The organism is Chryseobacterium cheonjiense (assembly GCF_012927265.1).
GTDB classification, from domain to species: domain Bacteria; phylum Bacteroidota; class Bacteroidia; order Flavobacteriales; family Weeksellaceae; genus Chryseobacterium; species Chryseobacterium cheonjiense.
In genome coordinates, this window is record NZ_JABBGF010000005.1 from 1 (window position 1) to 16,677 (window position 16,677).

At 35.2% G+C, this 16,677-nt stretch carries 14 protein-coding genes; 4 read left to right on the forward strand and 10 right to left on the reverse strand.

What is annotated here, in order from left to right; all coding sequences use genetic code 11:
- The 4 genes from HHL20_RS18990 to HHL20_RS19005 form a co-directional block, all read left to right on the forward strand.
- Positions 1-239, forward strand: a 239-nt coding sequence (locus tag HHL20_RS18990; protein WP_169232725.1) for a T9SS type A sorting domain-containing protein, incomplete at its 5' end; no start/stop codon positions are given.
- A gap of 103 nt (positions 240-342) precedes the next feature.
- A complete protein-coding gene (locus tag HHL20_RS18995) occupies positions 343-3,708 on the forward strand; it encodes an RHS repeat domain-containing protein (protein WP_169232726.1) in 3,366 nt (1,121 codons plus the stop codon).
- A gap of 4 nt (positions 3,709-3,712) precedes the next feature.
- Complete coding sequence (locus tag HHL20_RS19000) at positions 3,713-7,237, forward strand: DUF6443 domain-containing protein (RefSeq protein WP_169232727.1); 3,525 nt, start codon at positions 3,713-3,715, stop codon at positions 7,235-7,237.
- Positions 7,197-7,826 carry a hypothetical protein gene (locus HHL20_RS19005; RefSeq protein ID WP_169232728.1) on the forward strand — a complete coding sequence of 210 codons (630 nt, stop codon included), beginning with the start codon at positions 7,197-7,199 and terminating at the stop codon, positions 7,824-7,826. Before HHL20_RS19000 ends, HHL20_RS19005 begins: the two co-directional genes overlap by 41 nt.
- 95 nt (positions 7,827-7,921) lie before the next feature.
- Here the strand turns inward: HHL20_RS19005 and HHL20_RS19010 are convergent, their stop codons facing one another.
- The 10 genes from HHL20_RS19010 to HHL20_RS19055 form a co-directional block, all read right to left on the reverse strand.
- The gene (locus HHL20_RS19010; RefSeq protein WP_169232729.1) at positions 7,922-8,434 is read right to left on the reverse strand and encodes a hypothetical protein; all 513 of its coding nucleotides are present in this window, start codon (positions 8,432-8,434) and stop codon (positions 7,922-7,924) included.
- A gap of 764 nt (positions 8,435-9,198) precedes the next feature.
- Positions 9,199-10,119, reverse strand: a complete 921-nt coding sequence (locus tag HHL20_RS19015; protein ID WP_169232730.1) for a TIGR01777 family oxidoreductase — start codon at positions 10,117-10,119, stop codon at positions 9,199-9,201.
- Positions 10,120-10,187: 68 nt separating this feature from the next.
- Positions 10,188-10,673: an SRPBCC family protein gene (locus HHL20_RS19020; RefSeq protein WP_169232731.1), complete on the reverse strand. Its 486-nt coding sequence runs from the start codon at positions 10,671-10,673 to the stop codon at positions 10,188-10,190.
- On the reverse strand, positions 10,666-11,073 hold the full coding sequence (locus tag HHL20_RS19025) for a hypothetical protein (protein ID WP_169232732.1): 408 nt from the start codon (positions 11,071-11,073) through the stop codon (positions 10,666-10,668). The genes HHL20_RS19020 and HHL20_RS19025 overlap by 8 nt, the downstream gene beginning before the upstream one ends.
- A gap of 78 nt (positions 11,074-11,151) precedes the next feature.
- Positions 11,152-11,556, reverse strand: a complete 405-nt coding sequence (locus tag HHL20_RS19030) for a hypothetical protein (RefSeq protein ID WP_169232733.1) — start codon at positions 11,554-11,556, stop codon at positions 11,152-11,154.
- 402 nt (positions 11,557-11,958) lie between these two features.
- Positions 11,959-12,333, reverse strand: coding sequence for a hypothetical protein (locus tag HHL20_RS19035; protein ID WP_169232734.1), 375 nt, complete (start codon positions 12,331-12,333; stop codon positions 11,959-11,961).
- A 137-nt stretch (positions 12,334-12,470) separates the two neighbouring features.
- Entirely contained in the window at positions 12,471-12,974 is a 504-nt protein-coding gene (locus tag HHL20_RS19040; protein ID WP_169232735.1) for a GbsR/MarR family transcriptional regulator, read from the reverse strand.
- 151 nt (positions 12,975-13,125) lie between these two features.
- On the reverse strand, positions 13,126-14,739 hold the full coding sequence (locus HHL20_RS19045; RefSeq protein WP_169232736.1) for a DUF4139 domain-containing protein: 1,614 nt from the start codon (positions 14,737-14,739) through the stop codon (positions 13,126-13,128).
- A 240-nt stretch (positions 14,740-14,979) separates the two neighbouring features.
- On the reverse strand, positions 14,980-16,089 hold the full coding sequence (locus tag HHL20_RS19050; RefSeq protein ID WP_169232737.1) for a SusC/RagA family TonB-linked outer membrane protein: 1,110 nt from the start codon (positions 16,087-16,089) through the stop codon (positions 14,980-14,982).
- Positions 16,090-16,100: 11 nt separating this feature from the next.
- Positions 16,101-16,619, reverse strand: coding sequence for an RNA polymerase sigma factor (locus HHL20_RS19055; RefSeq protein ID WP_169232738.1), 519 nt, complete (start codon positions 16,617-16,619; stop codon positions 16,101-16,103).
- Positions 16,620-16,677 lie beyond the last annotated feature (58 nt).

The following is a 16,677-nucleotide window of genomic DNA, read 5'->3' on the forward strand; positions in this document are numbered from 1 at the left end:
CATATGTAGAAATCGGCTTCCCTTCGACAAGCTCAGGGACCACTCCTTCGACAGGCTCAGGACAGGGGTTTGAAGCAGAGATTATTGTATATGATATGGGAGGAAGACAGCTTCAGAGCTTAAAAACTAAAAATAAAGTTACCAAGATCAATACGCAGAACCTAATTCAGGGTGCATATCTGGTGACCGTGAAAACGAATGATAACAAAACGGCGAATGCTAAACTGATTAAAAAATAACATGATGAAATTGAGAAAAATATATTTACTACTTATAACATTATTTTTTGTACAGTATTTTCACTTGCAAACGACCGAACCTCCGACCAGCATAAGTGATCCTATGGATAATATCAAGAAATTATATCCTGCAGCACCTACAGCAAACAATTTGATGAAATTTGAAGAAGTCCCCGTAAGCAATTACACAGGTATTCCGGATATTAAAATCCCGATAGCTGAAATTCCTATTTATAATCAAGGGATCTCAATGAATGTTTCTCTAAATTACCATCCCCTGAACGCAAGACCTGATGACAAAGCCAGCGAAGTAGGACTAGGATGGAGCTTGTTTGCTGGAGGAAGCATTACAAGGACAGTAAGAGGCACACCGGATGATCAAGCTGTATTATCTGCTCCTGGAGGCCAGCCTAGTATAGGAATTTTATATGACGAGTTTACCTCAAGATTCGCAGATAAAAACTATACGAGACAATATTTGGATGCTCAAACAACAGGAATAGGAATAGATCCTACCAATGTTCAGTTCAGGAAACTTTTTTATGAAGGTTTATTTATGAGCAGGTTCGATACAGAATACGATTTGTATCAGTATAATTTTATGGGTTACACAGGACGATTCATTATTAAAAAGGATTCTAACAACCAATTGTTTGTTGAAAAATTAGACAAAAATAATATAAGAATTGCCATAAGTGCTACAAATCCTACAAATAATCTTGAGGCAACCGCCTTTATTATTACCGATGAAATGGGTAATAAATATTCTTTTGAGATATTAGAAAAATCAATACGGTCAATATTATCCAATAAAACTGGTTTTGCAGGATATATCAATACCAATTTTTCTAACTTAGGAGATATCAATTCGGCTTTTCATTTAAGCAAAATAAGCAATGCATCAGATATAGATCTTGTTAAATTTAACTATTATCCTGCTCAACAGGTATTTTATACAGATTATTCCCAAATTGACAGAAGTAAAAAGTTTCCAGATGATGATATTGCACTTCAACCTGTAAGAATACAATTTGATGCAGAGATTCCTGCTGCCCAGGAATTAAATGTAACTTCAAACAATACTTCCGTCCGCAGTTTAAAAGATATTGAAGTTCTTGGTAAGGGTAAAATCAGTTTTACTTATTTACAGGGAAGAGAAGATACAAATTATACCCATCCACAACAATTGCAAAGGTTAGATAAAATAACTATTATAGATTCTTCAGAAAAAATCATTGAAAGCTACCAGTTTTCCTATGATTATTTTTGGTTTAGGTTGTTGGGAAGAGATATAGATGATAAACGTCTTTCATTATCTAAAATAACCAAGTATAAAGCAGATTCCATCAAGGAGTTTGATTACGTCTTGGATTACTATAAAAACACAGCTAATGAGGCATTGGGAAAAGACCATTGGGATTGGTTCAATTGTATAAAACCTACTGATAATTATTTACTTGCAAAAGAACCTTCTTCATCATGTATGACAATCAATCTTCTAAAAAGTATGAAGCTTCCTTCGGGAGGATTAAGAGTTTTTGACTTTGGAAGCAATACTTATTCCTATGTAGGCTCAGAACCCGTTGATCCCTATGAAAATCCTGACAATTGGGATAGTACGGAAAAAGAGGTAACTTATACAAAAACAGAAAAAAATATTAAGAAATACTTTTTTACACTTAACTCTCCAAAGACTGTAGAAATACAAAATATAAACAGCCAGATTGTAAACTATGCATGGAATTTATCTTTTTATAGAAAAGTAGGAAACAGTTATGTAATGGCAGGAGTTGTTGGTCCTGTATCTGACCCCGATCCTAATTACCCTCAATATCGCTCTATGGATTTTGCAGCAGGGGAATATTATGCACAACTTTCTTTTGTGGAAGTCGATGTAAATTTTACCGGAACGGTGAATTTTACCGCTACTTACAAAGACAAAAAAAACAGCAATATCATTCCTTATGTATTGGGAGGAGGAATAAGAATTAACAGTATCAGCTACTATGACAAACCCGCTCAATATGGAACCAATCAAATCCCTGCGAAAAAAGTGAATTTCGTATACAACGATTTTTCTGGATCAGGAAAAAGCAGCGGAGCATTAATATTCTCCAAACCTGTACATACCTATAAATACGATTATAACAATACCTTTGTTTATCCAGTTGGTTCAGGCTTTGGTAAATATAATTATTCAAATGTGTTTACAATCTTTTCATCTGAAAACTTCATTCCTGTTCAAAAAACACAGGGCGCAGATGTCGGATATCAGAATGTGAAAGTATATGAAACAGGTAATGGCGAGAGTTTGTATACATATAGATCACCAATTGACAGCCCTAATCCCGAACAGGTATCTTCTACTTTTCCACCTTTTGTACCTGTTGCCAATTATGATTATAAGAGAGGGTTATTAATAGATGAACAGAAAAAAGATAGCAATGGAGTGCTACAATATAAAAAAAGCACTCAATACAATACCTATGATACAAAAAAACTGACAGGAATAAGTTTAAGGCATATTGGTTCTCCATATACCGAATATATATATGCAGGGCATTTTAAAACCTATGATGCTTATATATCAGGCTGTTTGAATACCGGAGGTCTAAATCCATTTTGCGGAACAAATGATCCTGCCAGTATGATTGCTATTACTCCAATAGTAGAGGTTGTGGGAAAAGCGAATCAAACTTATGGAGAAAATACAGAATTTTATCCTAGTGGCGGAATATTTAAAACGATCTTAAATATGAAATATAATGGAAAAGATTATGTTACCAAACAAACCAGCACTTCTCCCGACGGCAGCATAACAGAAAATACTTATCAATACGCCCACGAGAAGAACAACCAAAAGCTGATCAATGCCAATATGATTGGTATTCCTTTGGAAACGGCAGTAATAAAAAAGCAGAATGCTTCTGACCAGGGCAAAATCATATCCAGAACTGAGACGAAGTACGACAATGCCGCCAATTTATTTCCAACTTCTGTAATTTCCTATGATTTGCAGAGTACAGCTTCTACGGAAGTTACCTATGATCACTATGATAGCAAAGGCAATTTACAGCAGTACACGACAAAAGATGGTATTTCAACAGTTATTATCTGGGGCTATAATCAAACCCAACCGATTGCCAAGATAACAGGAGCTAAACTATCCGATATCCAGCAGTCTCTTATCAGCAGTATTGTAAATGCTTCCGACCTGGACGCTTCCAATCCATTGAATGAGCCGGCATTGATCACAGCGCTGGATGATTTCAGAAAAAATTCTAACATGGCAAATTATCAGGTAACCACTTATACCTATGATCCACTAATTGGAGTTACCAGCATTACCCCGCCATCGGGAATCAGGGAAGTGTACATTTATGATGCTGCCAACAGATTGAAAGAAATCAGAGAAAATTCTGCCACCGGCAAACTGTTAAAAGAATTCAAGTACAACTACAAAAACTAAAACGATGAAAAAGATATTAATTCCAATTGGCGCTTTGCTGGTGTCAGGTGTATCCCATGCCCAGCTGAACAATACGGAAAACTACGTCTATACAAAAACCTATTTAGATTATAACGGAACCACCGCTGCCAAAACTTCAGAAACCGTTCAGTACTTTGACGGTTTGGGAAGACCCAAGCAGGTGGTGAATATCAAAGCTTCCCCAACCGGGAAAGATGTGGTAACCCATATCGAATACGATGGTTTCGGAAGACAGGTGAAAGATTATCTCCCGGTTCCCCAGCAGGGAACACAGAATGGAGGCATTTACACCTCTCCGCTGAGCAATGCCACCCAGCCAACGCTTTACGGTCCGGAGAAAATCTTTTCGGAGAAAATTCTGGAAAGTTCACCTTTAGACAGGATCTTACAGCAGAAACAGGTGGGTACTGCGTGGAATGATAAACCCGTACAGTTCAGTTACGATGCCAATACCACAGCAGATGCCGTTAAAAAATACAACTTAGTAACCACTTGGGAAAACGGAGCTACAAAGTCCGGGTTTATCCCAACCACTGCTTACGCTGCTGCACAGCTGTATAAAAACACGGTAACGGATGAAGACGGCAACCAGACCCTCGAATTCAAAAACGGGGAAGGACAGGTTGTGCTTGTAAGAAAAATGCTCAGCGCCACGGAAAAAGCCGACACCTATTATGTGTACAACGAATTTAATCAATTGGCGTATGTCATTCCGCCATTGGCTTCAGTTTCCGGAGCTACCGATGAGACAACATTAAACAATCTTTGTTACCAATATAGATACGACGGCAGGAACCGGTTGGTAGAAAAGAAGCTTCCGGGCAAAAGCTGGGAATATATGGTGTATGATAAGCAGGATAGATTGGTCCTCACCCGTGATGCTAACCTCGAAGCGCAGGGAAAATGGCTTTTTACAAAATACGACCAGTTTTCACGGCCTATTTACACAGGTTTGGTGTATAGCCCTCCGGGCAGAGCCCAGCAGGTGGCTGCTGTAGAAGGATTAGGATCTAATAATGAAGTAAGGACTACTTCCAGCTTTAATAATACGGGGATGGATGTGTATTATACCACCAATTCAGCCTATCCGCAGTATAATTATACCCTTTTGTCTGTTAATTATTATGATTCTTACCCGGGATACAGTTTTAACCCAACGTTCCCGACAAGTATTTTAGGAGAAGCCACCCTTACCGAAACGCCTACTGTGGAAGGATTAAGCACAAAGAGCCTTCCGGTAATGAGCCTGGTGAAAAATATAGAGGATGACAACTGGACGAAAAATTACATCTATTACGATAAAAAAGGAAGAGCTATCGGTAGTTATTCGATCAACCATTTGGGAGGCCGTACCCAGGTGGAATCCAAATTGGATTTTGCAGGGGTGGTTCAGCAGAGCATTACCCGTCACAAGAGGCTGAATACAAATGCAGATAAAGTGATTACCGAAAACTTTACGTATGATACGCAAAACAGATTATTGACTCATACCCATCAGGTAGACAGCAACCCTGTGGAATATTTAGCGCAGAATACGTATAATGAGCTTTCCCAGCTTTCCGGAAAAAAAGTTGGGGGAATATCTCCTTCCGCTCCGTTGCAGGATGTCAGCTATACGTATAATATCCGAGGATGGATGACAAAGATTAATGATCCTGCAAATTTGGACGTAAAGTTATTTGGTTATGAAATTAAATATGCAAATCCCGCCTCTACAGGGGGAAGATATAATGGAAACATTTCATCAATAGACTGGAAGAAAAGTATAACTGCAGGAGAGGAAAGCACTTTAAGAAGATACGATTTTCAGTATGATGCTTTAAACAGGCTTCAAGATGCATCATTCTCCACACCTTATTCTACAGTACCTATTAATGGTTTTTTTAACGAAGCAATACAATATGACCTGAACGGCAACATTACTCATCTATTGAGAAATGCACCCTCATTTTACGGTAGTTACCCAGAACTGATCGATAATTTGGAATATTATTACGATGGGAATAAGCTTACCAAAATTGACGATGCAACTGGAAATCCCACAGGTTATGAAGGTGGCAATAATAATAACAGTATCGGATATGACATAAATGGGAATATGATCAGTATGCCGGATAAAAAAATCGATGAAATTCGCTATAATTTTTTGAACCTTCCTTATCATGTCAATATAGATGGTTACAATAAAAGTTTAAGCTATTTGTACAGAGCAGATGGCACAAAACTGAAAAAAAGCTTTATAACATCAAATGGAAACGGTGCGATGTACTCTTCATCTACAGAATATTTAGATGGCTTTCATTATGCTTCTTCCACAGGTGATGAACTTTGGTGGGCCTGGTACAAAGAGACAGGTGAAGCTTATGAGCCGGAAGCCTTTATTAATATGATTCAGGGTTCATCTTACAATAATATTTTAAAATTTGTGCCTACATCAGAAGGGTTTTATGATTTTGAAAATAATGAGTATATTTATCAATATAAAGATCATTTAGGAAATGTAAGGGTAAGTTATAAAAGTGATGAACATAATGAAAAACCTATAGTCACAGATAGTAACGATTATTATCCGTTTGGAATGAATTTCATTAGAAACCCTGAAGCAGAAGCTTATTTTGGAACAGGAAGTTATAAGAATTATAAGTACAACGGAAAGGAGTTGCAGGAGACCGGAATGTATGATTATGGCGCAAGGTTTTATATGCCGGATATTGGGAGATGGGGTGTTGTGGATCCGCTTTCTGAAAAACATCCGGATTTGAATCCAATGATGTACGCAAACAATAACCCTACACGTTTTGTTGACCCAGATGGAATGGATTGGGTTGAGTCTAAAAATGGAGATGTTACTTGGCGAGACGATGTTACAGCCAAAAATTATAAGGATAAAGGTGTACTTCAAAAAGGTGAAACTTATAGAGGAACTTATTATGAAAGAGCAAAAACCTGGGATAACAAACATCACAAAGGGCTTGTTTTAGAAATGTATCATACAAGTGGTAAAATGGATTACTCTCCTGCAAAAGAAGTAAATGTAGAGATATCAGGAGAAATGAGAAATTCTAAAATTGGTGATGTTGACGTTAAGTTGAATGCAACATTTGAAAATGGCAAAACAAAAAACATAGGCTCTTATGAAGCTGTTGCAGGAGGCTTTGGAAATGGTGCGCCAGAAAATGGAGAATATACTGTTGATAGTTATCAGGACAGAAGTCCAAATGGATGGTATAACAAAGGAATGAATCGGGACGGAGTTGGATTTAGCTTTAATCTTAATCCGCAATTTAGTACAGGTAGAAGTTTGTTAAGAATACATCCTGATGGAAACAATGAAGGAACTCTGGGTTGTATCGGAATGTCCGGAGATAAAATTGTTCTTACCAATTTTAGAGATACTCTAAGAAGTATGATAAAAACAGGAGGTCCAGTACCTGTAAATATTAATATTCAAAATAATCCTAATAATAATGGTAGAAGTGGAACGAAAATACCAAATGTTAATGAATAGTCTTTTGTTATTGTTTTTTCTGTTTTTTAGCTGTCATCAATCAGAAAAAAAGATACAAGAAAAGATAGAAAATGAAACTTTTAATACAGAAAAATTTTCTAAACCAGATTTTAAAATAAATCAATTACAATTAAGAGAAGAAAGTTCTGTAAATAATTTTTATCCTCAAAATATAAGATTATTAGATAACTTACGATATTCCCCTGTGATTGCTTTTACAGATAAAGAAAAAAAAGAATACTTACTTGCGTATCAATATGAGGGAGATGTAAAGAATAGTTTTAGTTGCTTCGAGGTAGGATATTTAAAAGATGACCCTAAACTTGAGAAAGATGTTACAGAAACTAAATACGATAATTTTAATACAGAATCAGGGCTGAAATTAGGAATGACTTTAGAAGAAATAACCAATCTAAAAGGTAGTGATTATAAGGTTGAAAAAAAATCTGATGAAGAAATTATAAAATATATAATTGATAATCCTGATGACCCCAAAATAAAACAATATGAAATGCCTCCGTATTTTATGGAGTTTTATCTAAAAGACAACAAACTTTATAAAATTCTATTTGGTTTTGAATATCCCTAAAATAAAAACCGCCACTCGAACGAGTGGCGGTTTTGTTTTATATTCCTTGTAAAGCGTTGGTAGGCGTGTTTTTCAATCTTTTATTAGAAACCGCCTCATACAAAGATGAAATAGAAGTTGGTGACACTATTGTGAAGAAGAAAGGCGAGTTGGTTTTTAGTATCCATAAAAAACAGTATTATTAGCCACAGGTATAAACTCTGAGAAAAATAAAGCGGAATCTTCACCGCTTTATTTTTTGGTATAATATCAAAATCGAGTCTGTAAGAGATTATCTTAATAGAATCTTTTTCTTTCTGTAGTCTAAAATACTCTTTTGTTTGGGTAGAATCTCTTGTAACAAGATATGAGAGTTCATATTTAGATATAGGATTAGATCCTTCAATTATTTGTGTCCAGCTATTTGTAAGTTCATAGTCTTTTACTTTTCCAAAATCACTATCTGTTTTATTTAAAATTTGTTCAAATCTTTCTTTTTCTACTTCTTGAAAAAATCGCTTACTAAACAATCTGAAAACTTCTTTTTTATCATTGTTTTGTTGTATTAAAAAATAAAAACTTATTGATAATTTTTTTGGCATCCTGCTTATCAGATTCTCTATCTTCATAAATTTTATTGTAGTTACAACTTATAAGAACAAAGGCTATTAATATCAGAACATATTTTTTCATAACGCAGCAATATTTTTAATTTTAAGAGCCTGTATAAACCCATCTACAACCGAGAGCAGATGTTTTTTGTTTTCAGGATCAAGTTTTTCAATGTCATTAAAACGGTTGAGCATTGCAGGATCTTAAAGATGTTTACTTCTTCTGTTTCCCCCAAAAGATAACCCACTGTAGTTTCTAAAATCTTAACGATATTTTTGGCGACTTCAATAGAAGGAATCATCTCATCACGTTCATACTTCCCCGCTGCGCAAAGTTTGTAACTTTGAGCGCATAAATAAAGAAACCCATCGCAATTGCGATGGGTTTTATTTTAGAATAGTTTTCAGTTTGTTTCTGGCGATAAAAGCGTCAATGAGGGTAAATACATAATCTTTGTCCTTATCTGACATTTTATTTACTTCCTTTACTTTTTCCACCAAAGTATCCTTGAGTTCCAGTTCTACATTGCCAACAAGAAATCTAAAGAAACACCTAGAGCCAAAGCAATTTTATTAGCAATCTCTACAGACGGATTAATCTCTTAGCGTTCATATCTTCCAGTCACAGCTCCGGTGGTTTATTCTAATCAAACATTTTTTTGACCTACTTTTACATTATATTGAGTAGCAGATTTGATCCAAAAAGCAGTATTACATCACACATTATCAGTTAAAGCTGAAAAATTTTCAGATTCGATCAAATGAGTTAAGGTCTCTTTAAGTTACAATGTGCGTTTTTTATCATTTGACTGCATTAAATTTTGAAATGCAGATTCAACCGTTGGAAACAGAAAACCGAACCCTTTTTTGATTAATTTTTCAGGATAAACATTACGGCTTTTCAGCAATAATTCGCTTTCTGTTTTTAAGAATATGGAGGCAATTTCCAGTTGCCAGACCGGTGCGTTTAACCCAAAAGGCATTTTCATTTCCTTTCTTAATTTCATCATGAAATCTTTGTTAGATAATGGTTTCGGAGCGGTAATATTGATTGGACCGGAAAGATTTTCATCCTCCAAAATAAACTCAACAGCTTTGCAAAAATCATCAATGTGAACCCAGCTTACGTTCTGGTCTCCTCTGCCCTGTTTTCCGCCCAGCCCTAATTTTGTGAGCATTTTTAGTTTCGGAAAAGCGCCGCCATTATTACCTAAGACAATAGAAGTTCGTAAAGCAACTTTTCGCACATTTTCAGTTTTTGCTTTAAAAAATTCGCTTTCCCAGCTTTTGCAGATATTCATTGAAAAATCATCACCGATTACTCCGTTTTCTTCTTTATTTAAATGTTTTTCTGAATGAATATAAATTGTTGCTGAACTTGCATTCAGCCAAACTTTAGGCTTATTGATACATTCATTAACTGCCTGCTGAAGAACTTTTGTACTTTCTATCCTTGATGAATAAATTTCCTTTTTGTTTTTGTCTGTGTAACGGCAATCGACTGATTTTCCTGCAAGGTTGATGATAACGTCAGCATTTTCAAGGATTTTTTTCCATTTGCCCAACGTTTTTGCATCCCAGTAGATTTCATTTTTATGTTTTGGGTTACGGGTTAAAATATATACATGATGCCCTTTTTCGGTAAAGTAATTTCTGAGGTTTTTACCTAGGAATCCGGTTCCGGCTGCGATGATAATTTTCATTTTTCTTGTTTTAACTGATTGTTTTTATAATAAAATGCTTCGACAGGCTCAGCATGACAGTCCTAATACTAACTGTTTTGACGCTCGCTTCGCTCGCACTCAGATAGTTTCTCTGCAGTTGATTTAATCAATTGATTTCTTTTCAAAAGGAATTTCTTCATATAGCTTTTAAGAAAAATTTTGTCAAAAATCTTTCCGATTATTCCGAATGGAGAATGAAATTCGAAGATATCTGTCATAATTGTATTTTCACCTTGCTGACTGAAAATATGCTGATGCTTCATAGATTTAAAGGCACCTTTTTGCATAATATCTGTAAAATGATGAGGCGTATTCATGGCGACAATTTTTGTGGTCAGAGTTTGATAAATTCCTAAGTGTCTGGCTTTCCATGTTACCGTTTCTCCTTCTTCAATGAGTCCTGAAGTTTTTCCTGCTATAGCACTTTCGTTTGTTTTCGCAGTTGATTGCTGGTGCAGATCGATATCTCTTGACAAATTAAAAACAGTTTGAATATCAGATTGTATTACGGTTATTAATTGAATTTTAGACATGATGATTTATTTTTTTATATTCTTTATCATAAAAGCTAATAACAAGAGATTGGATAATGAGAACAGGAGACAGCGCAATCCAGGATATCGGAATCCATTCGAGGAAATCATAGTGAAAATTCACTTTCATAAAACTGCCCAGAATAAAAAGCAAAAAAGTAATTACCACATATGTTGAAACAATAATATATAGTTTTCTTGAATCTTTTTTTGCATATTCATTAGACAAAAACTTTATTATATTTAAAGAATACTGAACTATGGCAATTATAAAAAATTCTATGAAAATACTGATATATAAAAAGTCCTGAGCTGTGACGGCTGCTGCAATAATAGCGGCAAGAAAAAGGATGATTAATATCTGTTGAATTCTGAGATCATAGGAAAGCAAAGTTTTCATGGTTATTGATTCTAAAGGTTTAAAAAATCTCCTCGTGTTCTTTTGTTTTGTACTTTGAATGTAAAATACATCCAGATTTTAAAGATGAATGTTTTCATTTTTAGCGATTTTTTCTTTATTTATGGCATGTTTACGGCCTTTCAGGAAAAGAAGAAGGTTCAGGAGCATCATGATTCCCAGGTAAATAGAGAATTTGCCTATCTTTTCGCTCATGTCTACCACAAGGCTTTCCACAGTTTCAATTCTGTAGAACTCGATGATGCATAAGGCAAAGCCAACGTTCAGGAGATAAAATCCGATTTTGAAAAGGGAATTGGTTGCCAATGCGATGTCCTCTTTCTGGTGGAAAATATCAAGCATAAAAGTTTTTGAATTTTTGAACAGAAATTGGGAAACAAAAACGGTAAGTGTAAGTACAATTGGTAAATAGATCATGTACGCTGAAAAATTGTACGTTGCTGCGGTAAGGATTGTTGCTGTCATAATAGTTTATTTTATGGTTAAATTTTTTCTCAAAAGATAAAGGGTAAAAATGTTGATATAATGTAATACGCAAAGAATCAACATAATATTTCCGATGCGTATTGCGGTTATTGCGAATACCTGCTCGAAAGATGTGATTCTGTCCCAGCTTGTCAGACTGATGGCAATATATCCCCAGGTTGATAAGGTAATAGCATCCTAAAAGGATTCTGTTAATCGTAAAACACAGATTGTTGTCGTGGATCAGATATTCCAGATAAAATTTCCCGGCATGATAACATCTTCTTCCTACATCTATTGTGATATATGATGCGGCTGCGAGAAAAATCAGGTATGAGATAATATTAAACATCTTGTAGTTTTTATATTTTCAATAAATTTTGAAATAACAAATCAAAAAAATTAATCTGTAATATGTGGCTGCGAAGATTTAATCAAATGAAATCCGTAGGCGATATAATAAATATTGAAAAGAACTCCTCCAATTCCCATTAAGTATAATACCTGATCTCTATTAGATTCTGAAGAAAATACAGATGCAAAATAAATAATAACGAAAAATAGAATAACACCGAAGAGATAATATTGATGAAATTTACTTTTACTAATCAAAACCCTTAACAAAAAACCTAATATATTTGAGACACCAACAAAAAAAAGTGCGATGAAAAATTTTGCAATAGGTTTTTGGTGATAGTCGGCATAGATGTATATAAGACCAGCAAAGCTCACCAATGTCTGGAATATAGTTTCTGCTTTTAAAATTCTTGGTTTCATGATTTATTTTTTAATGTTTTTATATTTTCAATAATTTTTGAAAGTTTATTTGAAATAAAAAAGGAATAACTCCTTTTTATCTTACTTTCTTTTTAAGATTCTTTACATCGTGTTGCAGCGTTCAGAATGACATATTTTTACTTCAACAAATTGGTTATTTTCCCCACCAGCCAGTGATCGTCGCTCTTTATCGCGAGATCCATGATATTGTTGATCTTACCGGTTACCGAACTGAAATCTTCCATCAATCTGATAAATTCTTTAGCTTCTTCAGAGTCGTTATCTTCAATATTTTTCAGTTCTTCCAGAAAAGAAATAACCGGTTCTATTTCTCTTTTTCTTCGCTCTTTGGTAATTTGCTTAAATAAAAACCAAACATCTTTTTCAGCAACAAAATATTCTTTCCGGTCCCCTTTTATAAATTCTTTTCTTACAATTCCCCAATCCATTAAAGCACGGAGATTCATATTGGCATTACCTCTTGAAATTTCAAGCTGCTCCATCACTTCATCGGTAGAAAGCGGTTTTCCGGTGGCCAAAAGCAAGGCATGGACCTGCGCCATGGTACGGTTGATGCCCCAGTTGGTCGCAAATGTTCCCCAGGTCTGAATATATTTTTCTTTGGCTTCTGAAAGTTTCATTGTCTGATTTAATTTCTATTACAAATATAATTAAATATTTTGAACTTTCAATAATTTTTGAAAATTAATTTTAAATAAAAACAGACATCCTTTATGAATGCCTGTTAACACTAATTTTAATCTCTTGTTATGAAATATTTATACAACTATTTTAAAGTCCTAAGATCACTTTATTTTTTAATGAATTAACTTTAAATGAAAACTCGGTCTTTTTTGTTTCATTAGCATTTAAAACTATATCCCAGATCAGCTCACCTGTTTCTTCATTATAAGATGCACCTCCTTTATTTGCAAGCGTTATAATGATCTGCTTATCCTGAGATACAGGAATTCTATCTATAATTCTGAGTTTTATCTTTTCACTTTTGTTGTTACGAATCGTAAACTGATAGGCAAACTGCTGTTCCTTGTTAGAGGAAGAGATACTCTTTTCCATTGTTTTATCTTTAACTACCTCTCTTTTAATGCTGACCCTTTTATCATCACCAAGTGTGAGCAGAAGCTTACTGTCTGTACTTTCTGCATTAAGTGTTGTTTTTCCGACATTGGTGTTCTCAAAAATAACATTAGCTTCAGCATTAATAAGATTGTATTTATCAAGATTATCAAGTTCTGCAATCAGATAAACGGTTCTGTCAACTTTCGGAATAGTATAATACGTGTAAGTGGCAGGAATTTCCGTACGATCCAGATTAATACTGTTGTCCTGATTATTGGACAAAATAGTGTAAAGATCTTTCAGGTCATAGGCTACATTCAGTTGATTCCTGGAAACACTGGAGCCTACAACCGCAACTTCCGCAATACTGACTTCCTTTGCAGCAGATTGTGATCGTACGGAAGCATAATTTTCGGCCCGGTCTGCCTGTATTCCCGGAGTTACAGCTGCCACAGGTTCCTGATAGAACAAACTCCATGCAGACAGGGACGGAATTTGTTTTCTCACGTTCGGATATCCGGAAACCAAATGAAGTTCGACATTTTTCCAGTCCAGCCCGGAATTTTGTCTCACCATTGCTTTGTACAGCAATTGCGCTTTAGAATTTATATCAGGAATAACGACATCATAATATGGTCTCCAAAAAGCTTCGCGAATGCCATATTTGATATCCAGATTTACGTCTTCCGAACTATCGCTGGAAATCTGCAGCACCAATTTTCCCTTAGGATATTTTTCTAATTCCTGATTATTGAGATCAAATTTAGTGCGCAATTTATCCAGTTTTTCAGACAAAAGAGCAGATGACATTTCAGCCTTATTGAGCTCGATGCTTAGTTCGGTTCTTTTTTTCTGGTAGTAATCAATCAGTTTTTGCAGTTCTTTGGAATAAGATCCAGAACCGGAATTAATCGTCTGATTTTTATCTAAAATAACAATACTGTTTGCTATAGCAGTTCTTTGAAAATCAAGATCTTTTATTTTTTTCTCCAATAAAGAAATGCTGTCTAAGACTACTTTATGCTGAGGATTTTTCTTATCAAGTTCTACTTTATAAAAATTTTCATCTGTTGTAAAGCGATAGGTAAGAACTGAAACTTTGGACTTGGAGCCTATTTTTATGGTGCTTTCATCAATATTCTGTGCAATATTGGTGATTACAACTTCTGAGCTTCCTTTCGCAATTTTAAATGAGGTATTGCTGTATAATTCTGCAGACTGTTCATATAAAGTAACCGACTTTAATTTTGCTTCTGCAAAGACCGGCTTTTGACCCAGCACAATGATGGAGAAATTGCATAAAGCAATAATGATGATCTTCTTCATATATTTTAGTATTAATATTACAGTTCTTCTACTCCTTTTTACTTAATTGATAAGATGTCATACAGTACACATTTCGCAACATATCAGAAGCTGTATTTGTCCCTGTTTGTTATTTTATCCTAAAGTACATGAACTTATTAAAGATTCATTTTAACTAAAAAGTTGCAGTAATTCTATACTTCTTACAAAGTTTATTTCCTGATGTATGATAAATGGTTATTAGTTTTTAACAGCACAGTATTATTTTTCAGAAACTTTTTCCTCAAGAAGTTTTTTCAGCCTTTGTTTTTCGGTTTTAGAAATATCTTTTGTAATAACGACGATTAGACCATTCTTTGCTTTCCCATCGAATAAACCGCCGGCCTTTTCTTTACTGATTACGGAAATATTGTCAATTTTTGAAGGCGCTATCTTTTTGAGGGTTTCGATATCTGATACCGCTCCGTCGATCAAAACCAAAGGTTCGGCTCCCGTTTTGGAATTTGTCTGATACCCTACCGAAATATCCACTCTTCCGGAACCCGTTGCTCCCGAAATAGAATTGATACTGAGACCCGGCGTGAACCCGTTAAGAGAAGCTGCAGACTGTTTTTCACCCAGTAAAGTTTTTTTCACGCTATTCGATGCGAGAGGTTTATATTCTTTTGCGGAAGATTTTTTAGAAAGTATTTCAGGTTCCTGTAGTTTTTCCCGATGTCCGAATGTTAAATCCTGATATTCATAATCTGCAGTATCTGCAATTTTATTCAGATCAGAAATTTTCTTACTGGAAGCCAGTGCATTCATCGAAGCTTTTTCTTTTTTAATGCCCATTGCAATAACTTCTTCTATATTGTTCCGCTTTATGCTGTCCATAACCGCTCTTTCTTCTCTAATCTCCAGTACAGTCTTATCGAAAGACGATGCAGATGCGATTTCGTAAGCAGGAGGCATTAATGAAGCAACAGGAGACTTTCGCGTTTCATTTCGGGCTAATTTTACAGCCGGAGATGATACAATTTGTTTTTGAATATTTACTTTTACAACACTGTCGGTCTTCCGGATCTGCTCAGAAATCTGTGGAGAAGAAATTTTTTCACCCACTGTATTTTTTGCAATAACCGATTCGTCAATCGTTGTATTATTATCTTTTGTAGAAGTAAAATAAAAAATTCCGGAAGCAATAAGCAGACTGGCGGCGATTCCGTACGGAAGCCATGCAGGAATTCTTTTATGTTTTCTCTCTTCTCTCTGATCAAGCTTTTCCTCAACTTTAGCCCAAACTTTATCAAACCCCGGAAAAGTTACAGGTTCTTCTAAGGATTTTGAGGCCTCATTAAAGGTTTTATCGATATCGTGATTATTTTCCATTGTTGTAAAGTTTAAACATTTTGATTCACCAGAAGTTCCTGAAGCTTTTTTCTCGCAAAATTGAGCTGGGATTTTGACGTTCCCTCGCTGATAGAAAGCATAACAGCAATTTCCTTATGAGGATACCCCTCAATGGCAAAAAGATTGAAAATTGCTCTGCAGCCTTCCGGAAGAAAGTTGAGAAGATGCAGAATATCTTTTTCAAAAGAAACATTTTCACTGTCGGTATTGGAACTTATGAAATGGTTTTCTTCCAATGAGATATGAAGACGTTTCGCCGCCCTTAACTTTTGCAGGCATTCATTGACCGCTATTTTTTTTGCCCAGGCTTCAAAAATATCAGGATTGTGAAGCTGTTCTATTTTTGTAAAGATCTTATAAAATGTATCGGCAAGCACTTCTTCGATATCTTCATCGTTCTTAAGATACCGTCTGCAGACCGCATATAATTTACCCGCCATTTTCTCATAGACTTTCCGCTGGGCATTGCGGTCGTTCCGCTGACATTGTAGTAGTAACTCTCGTTCCATAATCAGGCTTTATATCTGTACAGATGCAGAAAAACTCAAAAAGGTTGGAAACATGCTA